Raw genomic sequence first — 14,497 nt, 5'->3', positions numbered from 1 at the left:
GAGGGACAATGATGAAGAAGAATTTGTGGATAGGCGGGGAATATCAAAGTGCTTCTTCCTACATGGAGTTGAAGAATCCATTTAACTTGGAAATTCTTGCTCATATTGGTATTGCCAATCAGGGGGATGTACTGTCAGCCATTAAGGCTGCAGAAGATGCTAAAGATATAATGACTGAAATGCCTGCATTTGAACGGGCAGAAATCCTTGAGAAAGTAGCACAATATCTAAAGGATGACCGAGAGGAATGTGCGAGATTAATAGCTTTGGAGGCTGCAAAACCGCTAAAGGCAGCGAAGTCAGAGGTGGACCGGACGATTATGACCTATACCTTTGCGGCACATGAAGCGAGAAGAATTCATGGCGAAACGGTCCCGATGGACGCAGCACCTGGAGGTCAGGGCAGACTGGCCTTCACAATTCGGGAACCAATAGGCGTCATTGCCGCGATTACACCATTCAATTTCCCAATGAATTTAGTTGCCCATAAAGTGGGCCCGGCCATTGCAGCTGGAAATAGTGTTGTTTTAAAACCAGCGAGTCAAACTCCTTTATCTGCATATAAGATAGCTGATTACTTTCACGCTGCAGGCTTACCGGCAGGTGCATTGAATGTAATCACGGGCAGTGGCAGTAAAATCGGAGATATACTAATGAAAGACGACCGTATCAAAATGATTACCTTTACAGGCAGTCCTGAGGTGGGCCGGTATATTCGAGAAAACTCTGGATTAAAGCGGGTAACCTTGGAATTAGGCTCAAATTCAGCATTAATAGTTGACGAAGGTGTTCAAATAGCGAATGTCATCCCTAGAATTGTGAATGGGGCCTTTGCCTATCAGGGGCAGGTTTGTATTTCTATTCAGAGAATTTATGTCCATGAAAAGGTTTTTGAAGCTTTTGTGGAGAAATTTGTTAGTGAAACCCATAAGTTAAAAGCAGGTAATCCCCTGGAGGAAGATATTGATATTTCAGCGATGATTACACGAGGTGACGTACAGCGAACGAAGGATTGGGTAGAAGAAGCGATTAAGAATGGAGCGGAATTAAAGGCTGGCGGACACTCCGAAGAAGGGATTTTCCAGCCTACCGTTTTAGTAAATGTCGCCTCAAGCGAAAAGGTGAGTTGTGAAGAGGTATTTGCACCCGTCGTGCATATTAATAGCTTCCGTCATTTTGATGATGCAATCAATTTAGTAAACGACTCTAAATATGGGTTGCAAGCAGGAATCTTTACGAATGATATCCATAAAGCCCTTCAAGCTGCCAAAAAACTACATGTTGGCGGTGTTATGATTAACGAAATTCCTACCTTCCGCGTTGACCAAATGCCATATGGCGGTGTGAAAATGAGCGGAATGGGTCGGGAAGGCATTAAATATGCGGTTGAAGAAATGACAGAATTAAAGCTAATCAGCTTTAAAACAGAGTAGAAAAAAATGTCTGGCTGATTTCCAGTCAGACATTTTTTTCACTTACTAAATTGGGAAGGAGTCTAAAAGATGAATCAAAGTGCCTCCAATATCCAAATTGAAGAAAGTAATTTTTTTCTAGAAGTTTACCTGGATCCTTTTAATAAAAGAATTCGGATTGACGATTACCGCGGTAATACGAATTTGGTATTAGAAAAGGCAGAGCAGCTTGCCCGTCACCATCAAGCAGAAAAGTTAATTCTAAAAGCACGGTCCGAGGATTTTTTACCCTTATATGAAAAAGGCTTACAGCCGGAAGCGGTGGTGGACCGATATTTTATCGGATCTGATGCTCACTTTTTTTCAAAGTTTTATACTGTGGAGCGAAAGAAGAATGACCATTGGATTACCGAGGACGGAATGATTCACAGTATTTATCAATTGGACACCACCATTGATAAGCCCTATCCGCCAAAGGAGTATGAATTAAAAAAAGCAGATGAAACTTGTGCTGAAGAGCTATCAGGATTATATCGCCAGGTGTTTCCCATTTACCCTACACCCTTACATGACCCTGAATATGTGAAAAAGACGATGAAGGAAGGGACCATCTATTACGTTTTCTTTTATCAGGGTAAAATTGTCAGTGCTGCATCAGCTGAAGTGAATTCATTTTATAAAAATGCAGAATTAACCGATTGTGCGACCTTAACGGAGCATCGGAAATATGGGTTAATGAAAATTATCCTCCGTGAGATAGAAGGTGAACTGAAAAGGCAGGGAATATTCTGTGCCTATTCAATTGCTAGGAGTTTATCCTTTGGAATGAATGCTGTTTTGTTTCAGCTTGATTATAAGTATCGCGGCCGATTAATGAATAACTGCTATATTTACGACAAGCTTGAGAATATGAATATGTGGGTAAAGAATCTGGCAAAATGCTAATATTTCGGCTTTAGGTGACGAATTTTCGGCACCTTTTAAAAGGGGGTGAAGCAATGGTTCAATTAACTGCTTTAACGAAGGAAGTTCTTTCAGCCATCCTGAAAACCATCGATGAAGGAATCCATGTGGTTAATACAGAAGGTAAAACCATTTTTTATAATGAGGTTGCGGCAAGGCATGATGGAATGAATGTGAAGGAAGTTCAGGGTAAAGACCTGCTGGATGTCTTTCCTTCCTTAACCGAGAATTCAAGTACCCTGCTCAGGGTGATTAAAACGGGCAAACCCATCTATAATCAGACACAGGTTTATGTAAACATCCATGGAGTGAGAATTGATACCATTAATACGACACTTCCTATTTTTGTTGATAAGCAAATTATTGGTGGTGTTGAGATTGCAAAGAATTATACTCGGATGAAACAATTATCAGAAAGTCTATTAGATTTACAAAAGAGTGTGAATAAAAACAAAAAGAAAAAAACAACGAAAAACGTCAAGTATACGTTAGATGATCTAAAGACTGTTAATCCGATATTCCAGAGCCTAAAGGATGAAGCTGGAAAATTGGCAAAATCCGATTCTCCCATTCTTGTATACGGAGAAAGCGGGACAGGGAAGGAGCTGTTTGTTCAAGGGATTCATCATGCTTCTCTCCGTGATGATGGTCCTTTTATCGCTCAAAACTGTGCCGCCATCCCAGAAACGCTGCTTGAAAGTATTCTTTTTGGTACGGCAAAAGGAAGCTATACCGGGGCGGTTGAGAGAAAAGGGCTTTTTGAGCTGGCAGACGGCGGTACACTATTTCTCGATGAACTTCATACCATGCCGATTGAGCTGCAGGCTAAGCTGTTAAGAGTATTAGAGGATGGGATGGTACGAAGAGTCGGAAGCGCACAAAATATTTCGGTTGATGTCCGCGTCATTGCAGCGATGAATGTCCATCCCAATACGGCCCTTGAAAATCAAAAGCTCCGCTCTGACCTTTACTACCGTTTAAATGTTTTTACCTTTTCGCTGCTGCCGATTCGGGAACGAAAAGAGGATATCCTGTATTTAACGGATTATTTTATTCAGTTTTTTAATAAGAAATTGAATAAAAGGATTAATGGGGTAGAGAAGAAATTGGAGAGCTTCTTTATGAGTCACCTTTGGCCAGGAAACGTAAGAGAGCTAAAGCATACGATTGAGTACATGATGAACGTGTGCGAGGAGGAAGTCCTTCAAATGGCAGACCTGCCAATAATGATGAAACAGCATGCAGTAGTAAAAGAAAATGTAGAGAACAGCCTCTCTCTAAGAAAAAATGTCGAAGAAATGGAAAGACAACTAATAGATTCAGCACTGAATATGTCAGACGGCAACATCAATCAAGCGGCCAAGCTATTAGAAATACCAAGACAAACCCTCCAATACAAACTCAAAAAGATTAGAGAATAAACGCCGAAAAATCGGCGTTTTTTTTTGTATTTTATAATAAAAAGTTAAGATGTAGAATCCTTCCCCGGACTACGTGCATTGGCATAATTCTTGCATATTATCTAAGTAAAGCAAGGTAAGGAGGAATTTTAAATGAAACAGACATTATATAAGCCGGATAGGCATTGGAAAGATATAGAACTATGGAAAGATGTGAGTGATGAGCAATGGAATGATTGGCTATGGCAGCTAACAAATACCATTCGTACATTGGAAGATTTAAAAAAGGTGATCAACTTAACTCCAGATGAAGAAGAAGGAGTAAGAATCTCAACCAAAACGATTCCCTTAAATATTACACCCTATTATGCTTCGCTAATGAACCCTGATGACCCACGCTGTCCGATTCGGATGCAGTCCGTTCCAATTTCTAAAGAAATTCATAAAACGAAATATGACCTTGAAGATCCACTTTATGAGGATGAAGATTCACCTGTACCAGGCTTGACACACCGTTATCCAGATCGTGTTCTATTTCTTGTTACCAACCAATGTTCGATGTACTGCCGCTACTGTACGCGAAGAAGATTCTCAGGACAAATTGGAATGGGCGTACCAAAGAAGCAGCTAGATGCAGCGATTCATTATATCCGGCAAACGCCACATGTAAGGGATGTGTTAATTTCTGGCGGTGATGGGCTGCTCATAAATGATAATATCCTTGAATATATTTTGAAAAATCTTCGTGAAATTGACCATGTGGAAATTATTCGGATTGGAACTAGAGCACCAGTAGTATTCCCGCAAAGGATTACCGAAAACCTTTGTAACATCTTAAAAAAATACCATCCCATTTGGTTGAATACTCATTTTAATACATCCATCGAAATTACGGAAGAATCTAAAAAGGCTTGTGAGATGCTTGCTAATTCTGGTGTCCCAGTTGGGAACCAATCGGTCATCCTCGCCGGTATTAACGACAGTGTGCCGATTATGAAAAAACTTATGCATGATCTTGTGAAAATACGTGTTCGACCATATTATATCTATCAATGTGATCTATCCGAAGGAATTGGTCATTTCCGGGCACCTGTTTCCAAAGGGCTTGAAATAATAGAAGGACTTCGCGGACATACGAGTGGCTATGCAGTGCCAACTTTTGTGCTCGACGGTCCTGGCGGCGGCGGGAAAATTTCACTTCAGCCGAATTATTTAATCTCACAAAGTCCAGAAAAGGTTGTCCTCAGGAATTTTGAAGGAGTAATTACGTCTTATCCAGAACCAGAAAATTATCAGCCTGGAACTGCTGAGGGTTATTTTAAAGAGATTTATCCGGACATGGAGGAAAAACGCTCTAATGTTGGAATTGCAGGAATTATGAATGACCAGCATTTCAACCTTGTTCCAGAGGGCTTACAGAGATTAAATCGTCGAAAAGAATACAATCAAAATCCTACCCATACCACATTGAAGGATAAACGAGGCAAGCGTGATGAGTTGAAGGAAAAGAAATTCCAGGCACTTCAAAACAAACCAGCACCAGCTGAAAAAAATGATTCTGATGCGAACTCTGCATCGAATGAATAGAGGGATGAATATGGGATTAGTCTGTGAATGGTGCGGGAGTGCTGCTAAAAATGGTGAGAATATCGTTTATTGGGAGCTTCCTGACGGCACAAGAGCCATTCAAATTATAGAAACCCCGGCAGTGGTTTGCGATGATTGTAACATGGTCTATCAAACAGATGTAATAACAAAGGAAATTGAAGATCAATTATTCCTGATTGATACGAAGAAAATTGGAGATAGCATCAGCTATAAAGAGTTAATGTCCCTTCCAAGGCTTTTGAAGAGAAATTATTTTGACTTTTCTTCCTAAAACAAGAACCCCTATCAGACGATAGGGGTTCTTTCATTATTCAGTTTGTATAGGTTTTGCTGCGTTTTTTCTCGCTCGTAAAAACTTAACCAGGTTTAAGACAATGGTTTTCATGACTGCATAGAATGGGATTGCCAGAACCATCCCTAGGACCCCAGCCAGATTTCCGGCAGCAAGTAATATAATGATGATGGTTGCTGGATGGGTGTCCAAGCTTTTTCCAAGAATGAGCGGCGATAATACATTCCCTTCCACCTGTTGCGCGATGAGAATAACTATTATGACTAACAATGCTTTCGTAGGAGAATCGAATAAAGCTACGATTACCGCAGGTGCTCCTCCAAGAATTGGACCGATATAAGGAATAATGTTAGTAAATGCTACGATTAAGGCCATGACAAGTGCAAAGGGTAAATCAATAATCAGGTAACCGATAAACGCCAGCGTGCCTACAGCCAATGCTACAGTAACTTGGCCCTGGATATAAGCAGAGAGTGTATCGCCTGTTTCTTTAAGAATGGATAAGCCTTCCTCCCTGTATGGGTTGGGAAGGAATTTTGAGATTGCTGAAGGAAACTTGTGTCCATCTTTAAACATGTAAAATAATAAAAAAGGAACCGTGACTAGAATAATAGCTATATTGGTTATCACACCAAGTATATTCGTTATGCTTCCTGTAATCGTGTTAGGAAGAGTATTTGCAAATTCGATGAGCCGTTCCTGGACAGTTTCAAGAAGATCCTTTTGCTCGTCCATTATCCATTTAAATTCAGATGATTTCATGACATTGTCAAAAAACTGCATGGTTTTGTCTGCATATACTGGAAGTTCGTTCGCAAGAGCCGTAAATTGTTTTGTAATGGCAGGAATTAAATTTCCAATTGCAAGTACACAAATGAGTATAAATACAACGTAAATGATAATGATGGCTAATAATCTAGGCACTTTATGGCGCTGTAGAAAATTAACAACTGGGTTAAGTAAAAAGTAAAGAAAACCTGTAATCAGAATGGGGAAAAAGATGGTTGAAAAAAAGATTCCGATTGGTTCAAATAAGAAGGATATCTTTGTTGAAACCCAAATGATGGTTAAAATTAACAAGACCTGAATTAACCAGTATTGAAATTTTTTCTTTGCCAATGTATGTACCTCTGTTTCTATATATTTGGTAAAATTATATCAAATCTTTATCTGTTATTGTATCTTTAAGTTAAATCCATTTTTGTCGTAGGATAGAAAGAAAGGCGCTATGTATGATTAAATCCTTTTATCACTTTTTAATGAAATACCGGCACCCAGAACCAAAGGATGCCATCAGTGTTTTTGCGAATGAGGCTTTTTTAGACCATAGCTTCCCAAAAACATCGGAAGACTATCATGAGCTCAGTTCTTACCTGGAATTTAATGGTCATTATTTAGAGTCCATGACTATATTTGATGAAGCCTGGGAACTTTATGTGCTTTCGGAAAGTAATTAAATTTATGTAAATCCCTTTAGATCGTCTCTGTAAAAAGAGGCGATTTTTCTTTTTCCCCATTGTGCGCGGGTACATCCATTGGTGCATATACTATTGTAATCAAAATTCACGACTCATCATTGAGAGGATGGAGGAAATGAAAAGAAGGAATATACCGAAGTATAAGGTCGGTGATACGGTCGTGATAACGATGTATGGTACTGTTGGCAAAATAACCGATGTCAAGTTGATTGACGGGAATTATGTGTACGAAGTGAATAAAAGTGATGGTCTTTTTGTTGAATCAGGACTGCAGCTCCTATCAGAATATGAAGGAGATTTGGTGGAACAAGAACAAATAGATATTGAATATAAATTCTTTTTCGGAGATTTAGTTCAAGTCGCAGGATATGGCGCAGATTTGTTTAAGATTGTCGGATTTCGAACTGAAATTTGGCGCTATAAAGAAGATGCATGGGAAGATGTTATCTACGAACTTTCAAGAATTAGTGATGGGGAATGGCTGGAAGCCGGTGAAGAGGAAATGACACTCGTTGCAGACGCTGAGAGTGCGGACACGTTTATTCAAAAACTAGGACTCCTTTATTTAGTAAATAACGAAGAGAAGCAGCAGGTCGCAATTTCAAAAACACAAAAAAATATTGTGAGAAAAGCAGAACTTGAAGAAATTGAACGAAAAAAGGAAAAGAAGCTGTTAATCGATAATTTATTAGATATTTTTAATGATTACAAAATTTTATATACAATGTTCCACGACCAGGAGTATTATCAAGTTATGCGTGTCATTTTAAGGAAATTAAAGAGTATCGTAAATGATGATGGTAAAAGCCATGTCTAGCTTCTACCACCTGGAAATTGCTGCTAATAAGGAAATGACTAAAGGAATCCCACCCCATTTAATTAGAAAAAATAGGCACTCTAAAATCTTTTCAAAGGCAGTGATAATTAATCCATCCTCCTGATTCACATCATCAAGAATAGCTTCAAATTTCGCTTGTAAATATGACATACAATCACCTCATAATCGTTTTTTTATTCATCCTATGCTTGTCCAAAGAAAAAAAGACATATTTAATCTTTTATTTTGCACTCTATGTTTAAGCTGTAGAATATTTACCGATTCTTCTAGAAGTAAATAGCATGAATGTGCAGAATTCATCATACATTCGTAAAAAGGGGGCGATGCTATGAGAGAAATTGAAGTATTTATTGATACGGAAGAGATTGCTGAATTTTTCTTTCATGAGCTGGTGAAAAGAGGATACGTTCCTACGGAAGAAGAATTGGAAGAAATCGCTGATATCACCTTCGAGTATCTCATCGAGAAAAGTATTATCGACGAAGAAGTAGAAGATGAATAGGTAAAATATCACGATACGCTATTCATCTTTTTAATAAGAAGCAGCGAAAGACGAGCATTTGAATCTGCTCGCTTTTTGTTTGTGATATTTTTTTTGCTATTTTTCATTAATTGGTGAAACTTTACTATTTCTTTACCGTATTAAGAATAGCGAAGATGAGGAGGAATGATGGATGCTTAAAAAGATTTTAAAATCAATTCTTGGAAGTAAACTTCATCATCAAAAAAAATATTCACATTCAAGTAATGCTTGGAAGAAAATGAACCACCACAAACATAAGCACCTAGGACATAAGCACTATAAGAAGAAGCATAAAAGCGGCAGTTTCTTTTCAAGCTTCTTTAGCAGTTAATTACTTATATGTTTAAAAGAATGACTTTATTTGCTGCTAACATAATGGAAAGTAGATTTCAGCAAAATGAAACGATTGCAGAAAGATACGAGATTATCACCCATTTAGGCGTTGGAAGCTATGGAAATAGTTACTTAGTATTTGATCAGGTCTCGCAGCAAAAGAAAGTATTAAAAGCATTACGCATCCATAAAAGAATCACGAAGTCAGGAAAAAGGGATTTTGAGCTTGAAAAAGATTTGCTTCGATCCTTAAATCACACTGGGTTTCCTCGTTTTTTCGAAGATGGAATTTACAAAAATATACCATTTTATACAATGGAGTATATAGAAGGTAAGAATTTCGAACAGCTAATTTTTCAGGATGGTCAAAAATATTCAGAAATAGAAGTTTTTAGAATTGCTTATCAATTACTAGAGCACATAAATTTTTTACATGAACAGCAGCTAATTCATAGAGATATTCGAATCCCAAATGTAATTGCGAAGGGTTCTGAGATCGTACTTATAGATTTAGGGCTGGCTAGGAAATATAATCATGAGACTGCAGCCGGTAAAAAGGGAATACGGCATTTGCGAAAAGAGGTAAATCCCCAGGCAGACTTTTATGGCCTTGGTCATTTTTTGTTGTTTTTACTTTACTCCAACTTTTCTTTTCCAAAACAATTGAAGGAAAGCAGCTGGGAAGAGGAATTGGAGATTTCATATCATGCAAAGCACATCATCAGCAGACTTTTACAAATAAAAGACTGTTATGAGTGCTGCGCACAAGTAAAGTCAGATATCCAAAATTTAATTTTAGTATAGGGAGGAAATAAGAATGTCTTTTTTTGACAAAGTATTTGCTAGTGTAGGAATTGGTTCAGCAACGGTTGACACAAAACTCGAGAGGGACACGTATAAGCCGGGAGAAACGGTAAATGGTATCGTTGAAATCAGAGGTGGAAAGGTAGACCAGCAAGTAGATGATATCTATTTGTCATTAAATACTACCTATTTAAAAGAATCAGATGATAAAAAGTATAATGTTACAGCTACAATTGATCGTTTCCGAGTTACCAGCCCATTTACAATTGGAAAAAATGAACGAAAAGAAATTCCTTTTTCCTTCCAGCTTCCACTAGATACACCGCTGTCTATCGGCAGGTCCAAGATTTGGGTAACAACTGGTTTAGATATTAAAAACGCCGTGGATCCTGGTGATAAAGACTATATTCAAGTTGTTCCTGATCAATTAATGAATGCCATCTTTAATGCAGTCGACAGCCTTGGATTCCGTTTGCGTGAAGCAGATTGTGAAGAAGCATCCTACAAAGTTCGCGGTCGCTTGCCATTTGTCCAAGAATTTGAATATGTACCAACCTCTGGACCGTTCCGTGGAAGATTAGATGAGCTGGAAGTAGTACTCAGACCATCTGGTAATGGTGTAATAGAGTTACTTTTACAGGTTGACCGTCGAGCACGCGGATTGGGTGGATTATTTGCTGAAGCAGCAGGTTTGGACGAAAGTAATGTAAGATTAACGGTAACATCCGCCGATATTCCAAACCTTCAACAGCAAATTCAAAGCGTTATTCAAAGATTCTCTTAATAATCGACAAAAAAAGACAGGTTTCTCCGGAGGATTCTCCTATATCCATCTCTAATTATTAAGTAATATGAATTACTTTAAAAGTTGGAGGGGATAAGATGATCAAGGCGATAACCAGAAGAGCAAGTATTCAATATGATGTGACAATCTTTCAAACTCCAAAGTACAGAGAATACAAAGGGTACAAACAAGTATATCGTACATTCATTCATGCAGGCAGCCATGAAAATTGTTTGGAAGAAACGTTTAGTCTATTTAATGTGACCGATCGAATACCATCGAATTATCAGGGGAGATTTCTTTCCACTGGAGATATTATACTAATTGATGAAGGTCGTGGAGGCCAGCATTATTATCAATTGAAACCTGGCGGGTGGCAGCCTGTTAATCGAATCCAGATAAGATAAAAAAACCTAAGGAGAAAATTCCTTAGGTTTTCTTTTTGCTTTTATTGACCATTACTTTTTCGACCGCCTGATGCTTCATTTTCTTTTGCATGAGCATTATGCTCTGCTTCAATGGCCTCAGGTGGAATATGATTATTTTTCTTTGGACGATTTGTTTGTGCTCTATGCTTTTTTCCCATAATTTTATGAACCTCCTTTGGATAATCTAAAAATAGCTTCCCACAAATAGAAAAATTCATGACGTTTTCAGTGAAAGGTTTTTCATTCTAAAAAGTGTTGTGATATATTGACTAGTGTGAAGTTACGAACTTCACTTTAATTGATTGGAGGATTTTTATTATGAGTGTACATATTGGTGCAAAAGAAAATGAAATTGCTGAAACGGTATTATTACCTGGTGACCCGTTAAGGGCTAAATATATTGCAGAAACCTTCTTAGAAGATGCCAAATGCTATAATGAAGTGAGAAATATGTTTGGTTATACAGGTACATATAAAGGGAAGAGAATTTCTGTTCAAGGAACAGGAATGGGTGTTCCTTCTATCTCCATTTATGTAAATGAATTAATTAACAGCTACAATGTCCAAAATTTAATCCGTGTCGGCACTTGCGGAGCTATCCAAAAGGATGTAAAAGTCCGCGATGTTATTTTGGCAATGACCAGTTCAACCGACTCTAATATAAATCGTCTTACCTTTGGAGGTGTAGATTTCGCTCCTTGTGCGAACTTTGATTTACTTAAAAAGGCATATGATGCTGGTTTAGAAAAAGGACTTAGTCTAAAAGTAGGGAATATTTTTACTGCAGACTCTTTCTATAATGACAATGCAGAACTTGAAAAATGGGCAAAGTATCAGATCCTTGCCATTGAGATGGAAACAACAGCATTATACACGTTAGCTGCTAAATTTAACCGCAGAGCATTGTCGGTACTTACAGTTAGTGATCACATTTTAACAGGTGAAGAAACAACAGCGGAAGAAAGACAATTAACATTTAATGACATGATTGTAGTTGCACTTGAAGCAGCGACAAAAGAATAGAAAAACGACCTCTTTCATTTTTGAAAGAGGTTTTCTAATTGACCTTTTTGGTAAAAATAGATATAGTGCATAAAGGATGAAGAAAGATAGATAGGTGAGAATAATGGTATGGAAAAATCTAGTATTAATTGGATCAATGACCGTTCTTTTTAGCGGCTGCAGTCAAATCGATTCATTATTAAATAAGCTTCCCTTCACTGGGAATGAATCTAGTAAAAACCAAGAGTCGGAGCAAAATGAATCTCCAATAAATGATCCACTCAGTTTAGAATCAATTTTTTTCAATGAAATTAAAGAAGTAGATGGCAAAAATGTCATCCAAAATTCGACGAATGTCATGGCATTGGTTAACAAGGAGTTTTACTTGCCAGAAGATTATATACCTAAAGATCTTGTCAAACCAGAAGTACAGTTCTCTTTTGGCGATGAGGATATAGAAAAAAGTTTAATGAGAAAAGAAGCTGCTGAAGCATTAGAGAAAATGTTTACTAACGCTGCTGAAAATGGAATCGAAATTTTTGCTGTATCGGGATACCGCTCATTTAGCCGGCAAAAATCGTTGTATGATGCAGAAGTAAATAGGGTAGGGAAAGAAAAGGCTGAACAAGCGGTAGCCATTCCAGGTGCGAGTGAACACCAATCGGGATTAGCCATGGATATTTCGAGTAAGTCGAATAAATTATATTTAAATACAGCCTTTGCAAATACCACTGAAGGTAAATGGCTAAAAGAAAACGCTCATCACTTTGGCTTTATTTTGAGATATCCGAAAGAGAAAATGGACATTACTAATTACATGTATGAGCCGTGGCATTTCCGTTATGTCGGTGTGAAAGCTGCAAGTACTATGTACGAGCATAACTGGACACTAGAGGAATATTTCAATGAAGTTAAGAAAATTTAGATAGCACTTCCGGCACGCCTGACAAATGGATGTGCCCTTTTTCTTTATACATAACTTTTCTTTGTTATTTTTTAATAAAAGATGTTATTCTAATCACTAAGGGCAAGTTTTACATATTATTTTTTGGACAATGAAAGTGGTGAAATCTTTGGATGAACAAAATGTTAATCAAGAAAATCTTGAACAAGAGCAGGTAACAGATAAGAAATCTGGGTATGTACACATTAAGAAATTTCATTTTATATTGATTTTGTTTTTCCTTGTATTGCTATCTACCGGTATTACGACATTTGCCTTATCGTTTGGGGATGAAAAGGTCATTACAGTTGGGACGGAAAGATCAGAATTTGATAAACTTTACACTGCCTATGATACGCTGAAGAGTGGATATTTTGAGGAGCTTGATCAGAAAAAACTGATTAATGGGGCTATTGATGGTATGGTAAAAGCTCTAGACGATCCTTATACTGACTATATGAGTGTGGAGGAAGCGGAAAAATTCCATTCCTCAATCAGTTCTTCATTCCAAGGAATTGGAGCCGAGATTCAAGAGAAAGACGGACATATTATGATTGTGTCACCTATTAAGGGCTCACCTGCTGAAAAAGCGGGTTTAAGGCCGAATGATATCATTGTGTCTGTCGACGGAAAAAGTCTACAGGGAATGACCTCGACTGAAGCCGTAACCATCATTCGCGGAAAAAAAGGGACAAAGGTAGAATTAACGATTCAACGACCGGGAACAGATGCTCCGGTTAAGGTTCCAATTATCCGAGATGATATTCCAATCGAAACTGTTTATGGTGAGATGGTTGGCGACGGTATTGCCAAAGTTCAAATTACAAGTTTTTCTACCAATACCTCAAAGGACCTTGCTGCAAAGCTAAATGAACTGCAGAAACAGGGGATGAAAGGGTTAGTCTTAGATTTGCGTCAAAATCCGGGCGGATTATTAGATGAAGCCATTAGTATTTCAAGTATGTTTGTTCCTAAAGGAAAACTAATATTAAAAGTGGAAGACCGGAATGGTAAGACCGAGGAATACCCTTCACAAAATGATGGGGACCCAGACTTCCCGTTAGTCGTATTAATTGATAAAGGCAGTGCCAGCGCCTCTGAAATTCTTGCGGGAGCAGTAAGCGAATCTGCTGGTGTTAAGCTTGTAGGTGAAAATACTTTTGGGAAAGGAACCGTTCAAACGGCCAAGGACTTCCCTGACAACTCAAACATTAAATTTACAACTGCAAAATGGCTCACGCCGAATGGTAATTGGATTCATAAAAAGGGAATTAAGCCTGATATTGAAGTGCCGCTCCCTGACTACGCAACATTACCAATCATTAATCCTGACAAAGAGCTGAAGCTTTCAAGTTCATCAACTGGGGTTGAATCAGCACAGAAAATGTTAAAGGCAATTGGTTATGATCCAGGACGTGAAGACGGATTCTTCGATGAGAAAACACAAGAGGCTGTTATTAGCTTTCAAACAGCAAATAAATTGCCTGCTGATGGAATCTTAAAAGGGGATACTACCTTTAAATTAATGGAAAAGCTTAGAGAACAGATTCAAAAAAATGATACTCAGCTTCAAAAAGCAATTGAAGTGTTAAAAGAGGAAATGAAATAATGAAAAGCCTGAACCGGTTGCTGTTGGTTCAGGCTTTTTCAATGTGGAAGTATAATCTTTGCCTAATTTTCCGAAAATGG

18 protein-coding genes are annotated in these 14,497 nt (G+C 38.0%); 15 read left to right on the top strand and 3 right to left on the bottom strand.

The annotated features are described in order from the left end of the window. Nucleotides 1-11 precede the first annotated feature (11 nt). From MLOOGBEN_RS15690 to MLOOGBEN_RS15670, 5 genes are all read left to right on the top strand, one after another. Entirely contained in the window at nt 12-1,433 is a 1,422-nt protein-coding gene (locus MLOOGBEN_RS15690) for an aldehyde dehydrogenase family protein (protein ID WP_179159197.1), read from the top strand. Between the two features lie 69 nt (nt 1,434-1,502). Beyond that, the gene (gene ablB / locus MLOOGBEN_RS15685; RefSeq protein ID WP_179159196.1) at nt 1,503-2,357 is read left to right on the top strand and encodes a putative beta-lysine N-acetyltransferase; all 855 of its coding nucleotides are present in this window, start codon (nt 1,503-1,505) and stop codon (nt 2,355-2,357) included. 53 nt (nt 2,358-2,410) lie between these two features. After that, nucleotides 2,411-3,796 carry a sigma-54 interaction domain-containing protein gene (locus tag MLOOGBEN_RS15680; RefSeq protein WP_179159195.1) on the top strand — a complete coding sequence of 462 codons (1,386 nt, stop codon included), beginning with the start codon at nt 2,411-2,413 and terminating at the stop codon, nt 3,794-3,796. Between the two features lie 132 nt (nt 3,797-3,928). After that, a complete protein-coding gene (kamA, locus tag MLOOGBEN_RS15675) occupies nt 3,929-5,362 on the top strand; it encodes a lysine 2,3-aminomutase (RefSeq protein WP_179159194.1) in 1,434 nt (477 codons plus the stop codon). Nucleotides 5,363-5,372: 10 nt separating this feature from the next. Next, on the top strand, nt 5,373-5,654 hold the full coding sequence (locus MLOOGBEN_RS15670; RefSeq protein WP_179159193.1) for a YokU family protein: 282 nt from the start codon (nt 5,373-5,375) through the stop codon (nt 5,652-5,654). Between the two features lie 36 nt (nt 5,655-5,690). Here MLOOGBEN_RS15670 and MLOOGBEN_RS15665 read toward each other — a convergent pair whose 3' ends face one another. Continuing rightward, nucleotides 5,691-6,794: an AI-2E family transporter gene (locus MLOOGBEN_RS15665; RefSeq protein ID WP_179159192.1), complete on the bottom strand. Its 1,104-nt coding sequence runs from the start codon at nt 6,792-6,794 to the stop codon at nt 5,691-5,693. Nucleotides 6,795-6,910: 116 nt separating this feature from the next. Here MLOOGBEN_RS15665 and MLOOGBEN_RS15660 point away from each other — a divergent pair, with 116 nt between their 5' ends. Next, entirely contained in the window at nt 6,911-7,132 is a 222-nt protein-coding gene (locus MLOOGBEN_RS15660) for a YozE family protein (RefSeq protein WP_283955837.1), read from the top strand. 127 nt (nt 7,133-7,259) lie between these two features. Further along, complete coding sequence (locus tag MLOOGBEN_RS15655; RefSeq protein WP_179159190.1) at nt 7,260-7,970, top strand: hypothetical protein; 711 nt, start codon at nt 7,260-7,262, stop codon at nt 7,968-7,970. Between the two features lie 3 nt (nt 7,971-7,973). On the opposite strand, the gene MLOOGBEN_RS15650 is transcribed toward MLOOGBEN_RS15655, so the two are convergent. After that, nucleotides 7,974-8,141 carry a hypothetical protein gene (locus MLOOGBEN_RS15650; protein ID WP_179159189.1) on the bottom strand — a complete coding sequence of 56 codons (168 nt, stop codon included), beginning with the start codon at nt 8,139-8,141 and terminating at the stop codon, nt 7,974-7,976. Nucleotides 8,142-8,319: 178 nt separating this feature from the next. Here MLOOGBEN_RS15650 and MLOOGBEN_RS15645 point away from each other — a divergent pair, with 178 nt between their 5' ends. The 5 genes from MLOOGBEN_RS15645 to MLOOGBEN_RS15625 all read left to right on the top strand — a co-directional run bounded on the left by MLOOGBEN_RS15645 (nt 8,320) and on the right by MLOOGBEN_RS15625 (nt 10,842). Continuing rightward, nucleotides 8,320-8,493 carry a YozD family protein gene (locus MLOOGBEN_RS15645; protein WP_081954691.1) on the top strand — a complete coding sequence of 58 codons (174 nt, stop codon included), beginning with the start codon at nt 8,320-8,322 and terminating at the stop codon, nt 8,491-8,493. A gap of 172 nt (nt 8,494-8,665) precedes the next feature. Next, on the top strand, nt 8,666-8,845 hold the full coding sequence (locus MLOOGBEN_RS15640) for a hypothetical protein (protein ID WP_179159188.1): 180 nt from the start codon (nt 8,666-8,668) through the stop codon (nt 8,843-8,845). A 44-nt stretch (nt 8,846-8,889) separates the two neighbouring features. Beyond that, entirely contained in the window at nt 8,890-9,651 is a 762-nt protein-coding gene (locus MLOOGBEN_RS15635) for a serine/threonine protein kinase (protein ID WP_179159187.1), read from the top strand. Nucleotides 9,652-9,664: 13 nt separating this feature from the next. Beyond that, complete coding sequence (locus MLOOGBEN_RS15630) at nt 9,665-10,435, top strand: sporulation protein (protein WP_179159186.1); 771 nt, start codon at nt 9,665-9,667, stop codon at nt 10,433-10,435. A gap of 98 nt (nt 10,436-10,533) precedes the next feature. Beyond that, complete coding sequence (locus MLOOGBEN_RS15625) at nt 10,534-10,842, top strand: YodL domain-containing protein (RefSeq protein ID WP_179159185.1); 309 nt, start codon at nt 10,534-10,536, stop codon at nt 10,840-10,842. A 41-nt stretch (nt 10,843-10,883) separates the two neighbouring features. Here MLOOGBEN_RS15625 and MLOOGBEN_RS15620 read toward each other — a convergent pair whose 3' ends face one another. Then, nucleotides 10,884-11,021, bottom strand: a complete 138-nt coding sequence (locus tag MLOOGBEN_RS15620) for a hypothetical protein (RefSeq protein WP_095250585.1) — start codon at nt 11,019-11,021, stop codon at nt 10,884-10,886. A 160-nt stretch (nt 11,022-11,181) separates the two neighbouring features. Between MLOOGBEN_RS15620 and deoD the strand changes: the two genes are divergently transcribed. From deoD to MLOOGBEN_RS15605, 3 genes are all read left to right on the top strand, one after another. Further along, nucleotides 11,182-11,886 carry a purine-nucleoside phosphorylase gene (gene deoD, locus MLOOGBEN_RS15615; protein ID WP_179159184.1) on the top strand — a complete coding sequence of 235 codons (705 nt, stop codon included), beginning with the start codon at nt 11,182-11,184 and terminating at the stop codon, nt 11,884-11,886. A gap of 103 nt (nt 11,887-11,989) precedes the next feature. After that, nucleotides 11,990-12,790: a M15 family metallopeptidase gene (locus tag MLOOGBEN_RS15610; RefSeq protein ID WP_179159183.1), complete on the top strand. Its 801-nt coding sequence runs from the start codon at nt 11,990-11,992 to the stop codon at nt 12,788-12,790. A gap of 130 nt (nt 12,791-12,920) precedes the next feature. Beyond that, complete coding sequence (locus MLOOGBEN_RS15605) at nt 12,921-14,417, top strand: lmo1851 family serine protease (RefSeq protein WP_179159182.1); 1,497 nt, start codon at nt 12,921-12,923, stop codon at nt 14,415-14,417. The last annotated feature ends 80 nt before the right edge of the window (nt 14,418-14,497 follow it).

The organism is Bacillus sp. EB106-08-02-XG196 (genome assembly GCF_013396335.1).
Taxonomy (GTDB): Bacteria; Bacillota; Bacilli; order Bacillales; family Cytobacillaceae; genus Neobacillus.
Note: the sequence above shows the minus strand (reverse complement) of the source record. Positions and strands in the feature narration are given on the sequence as shown.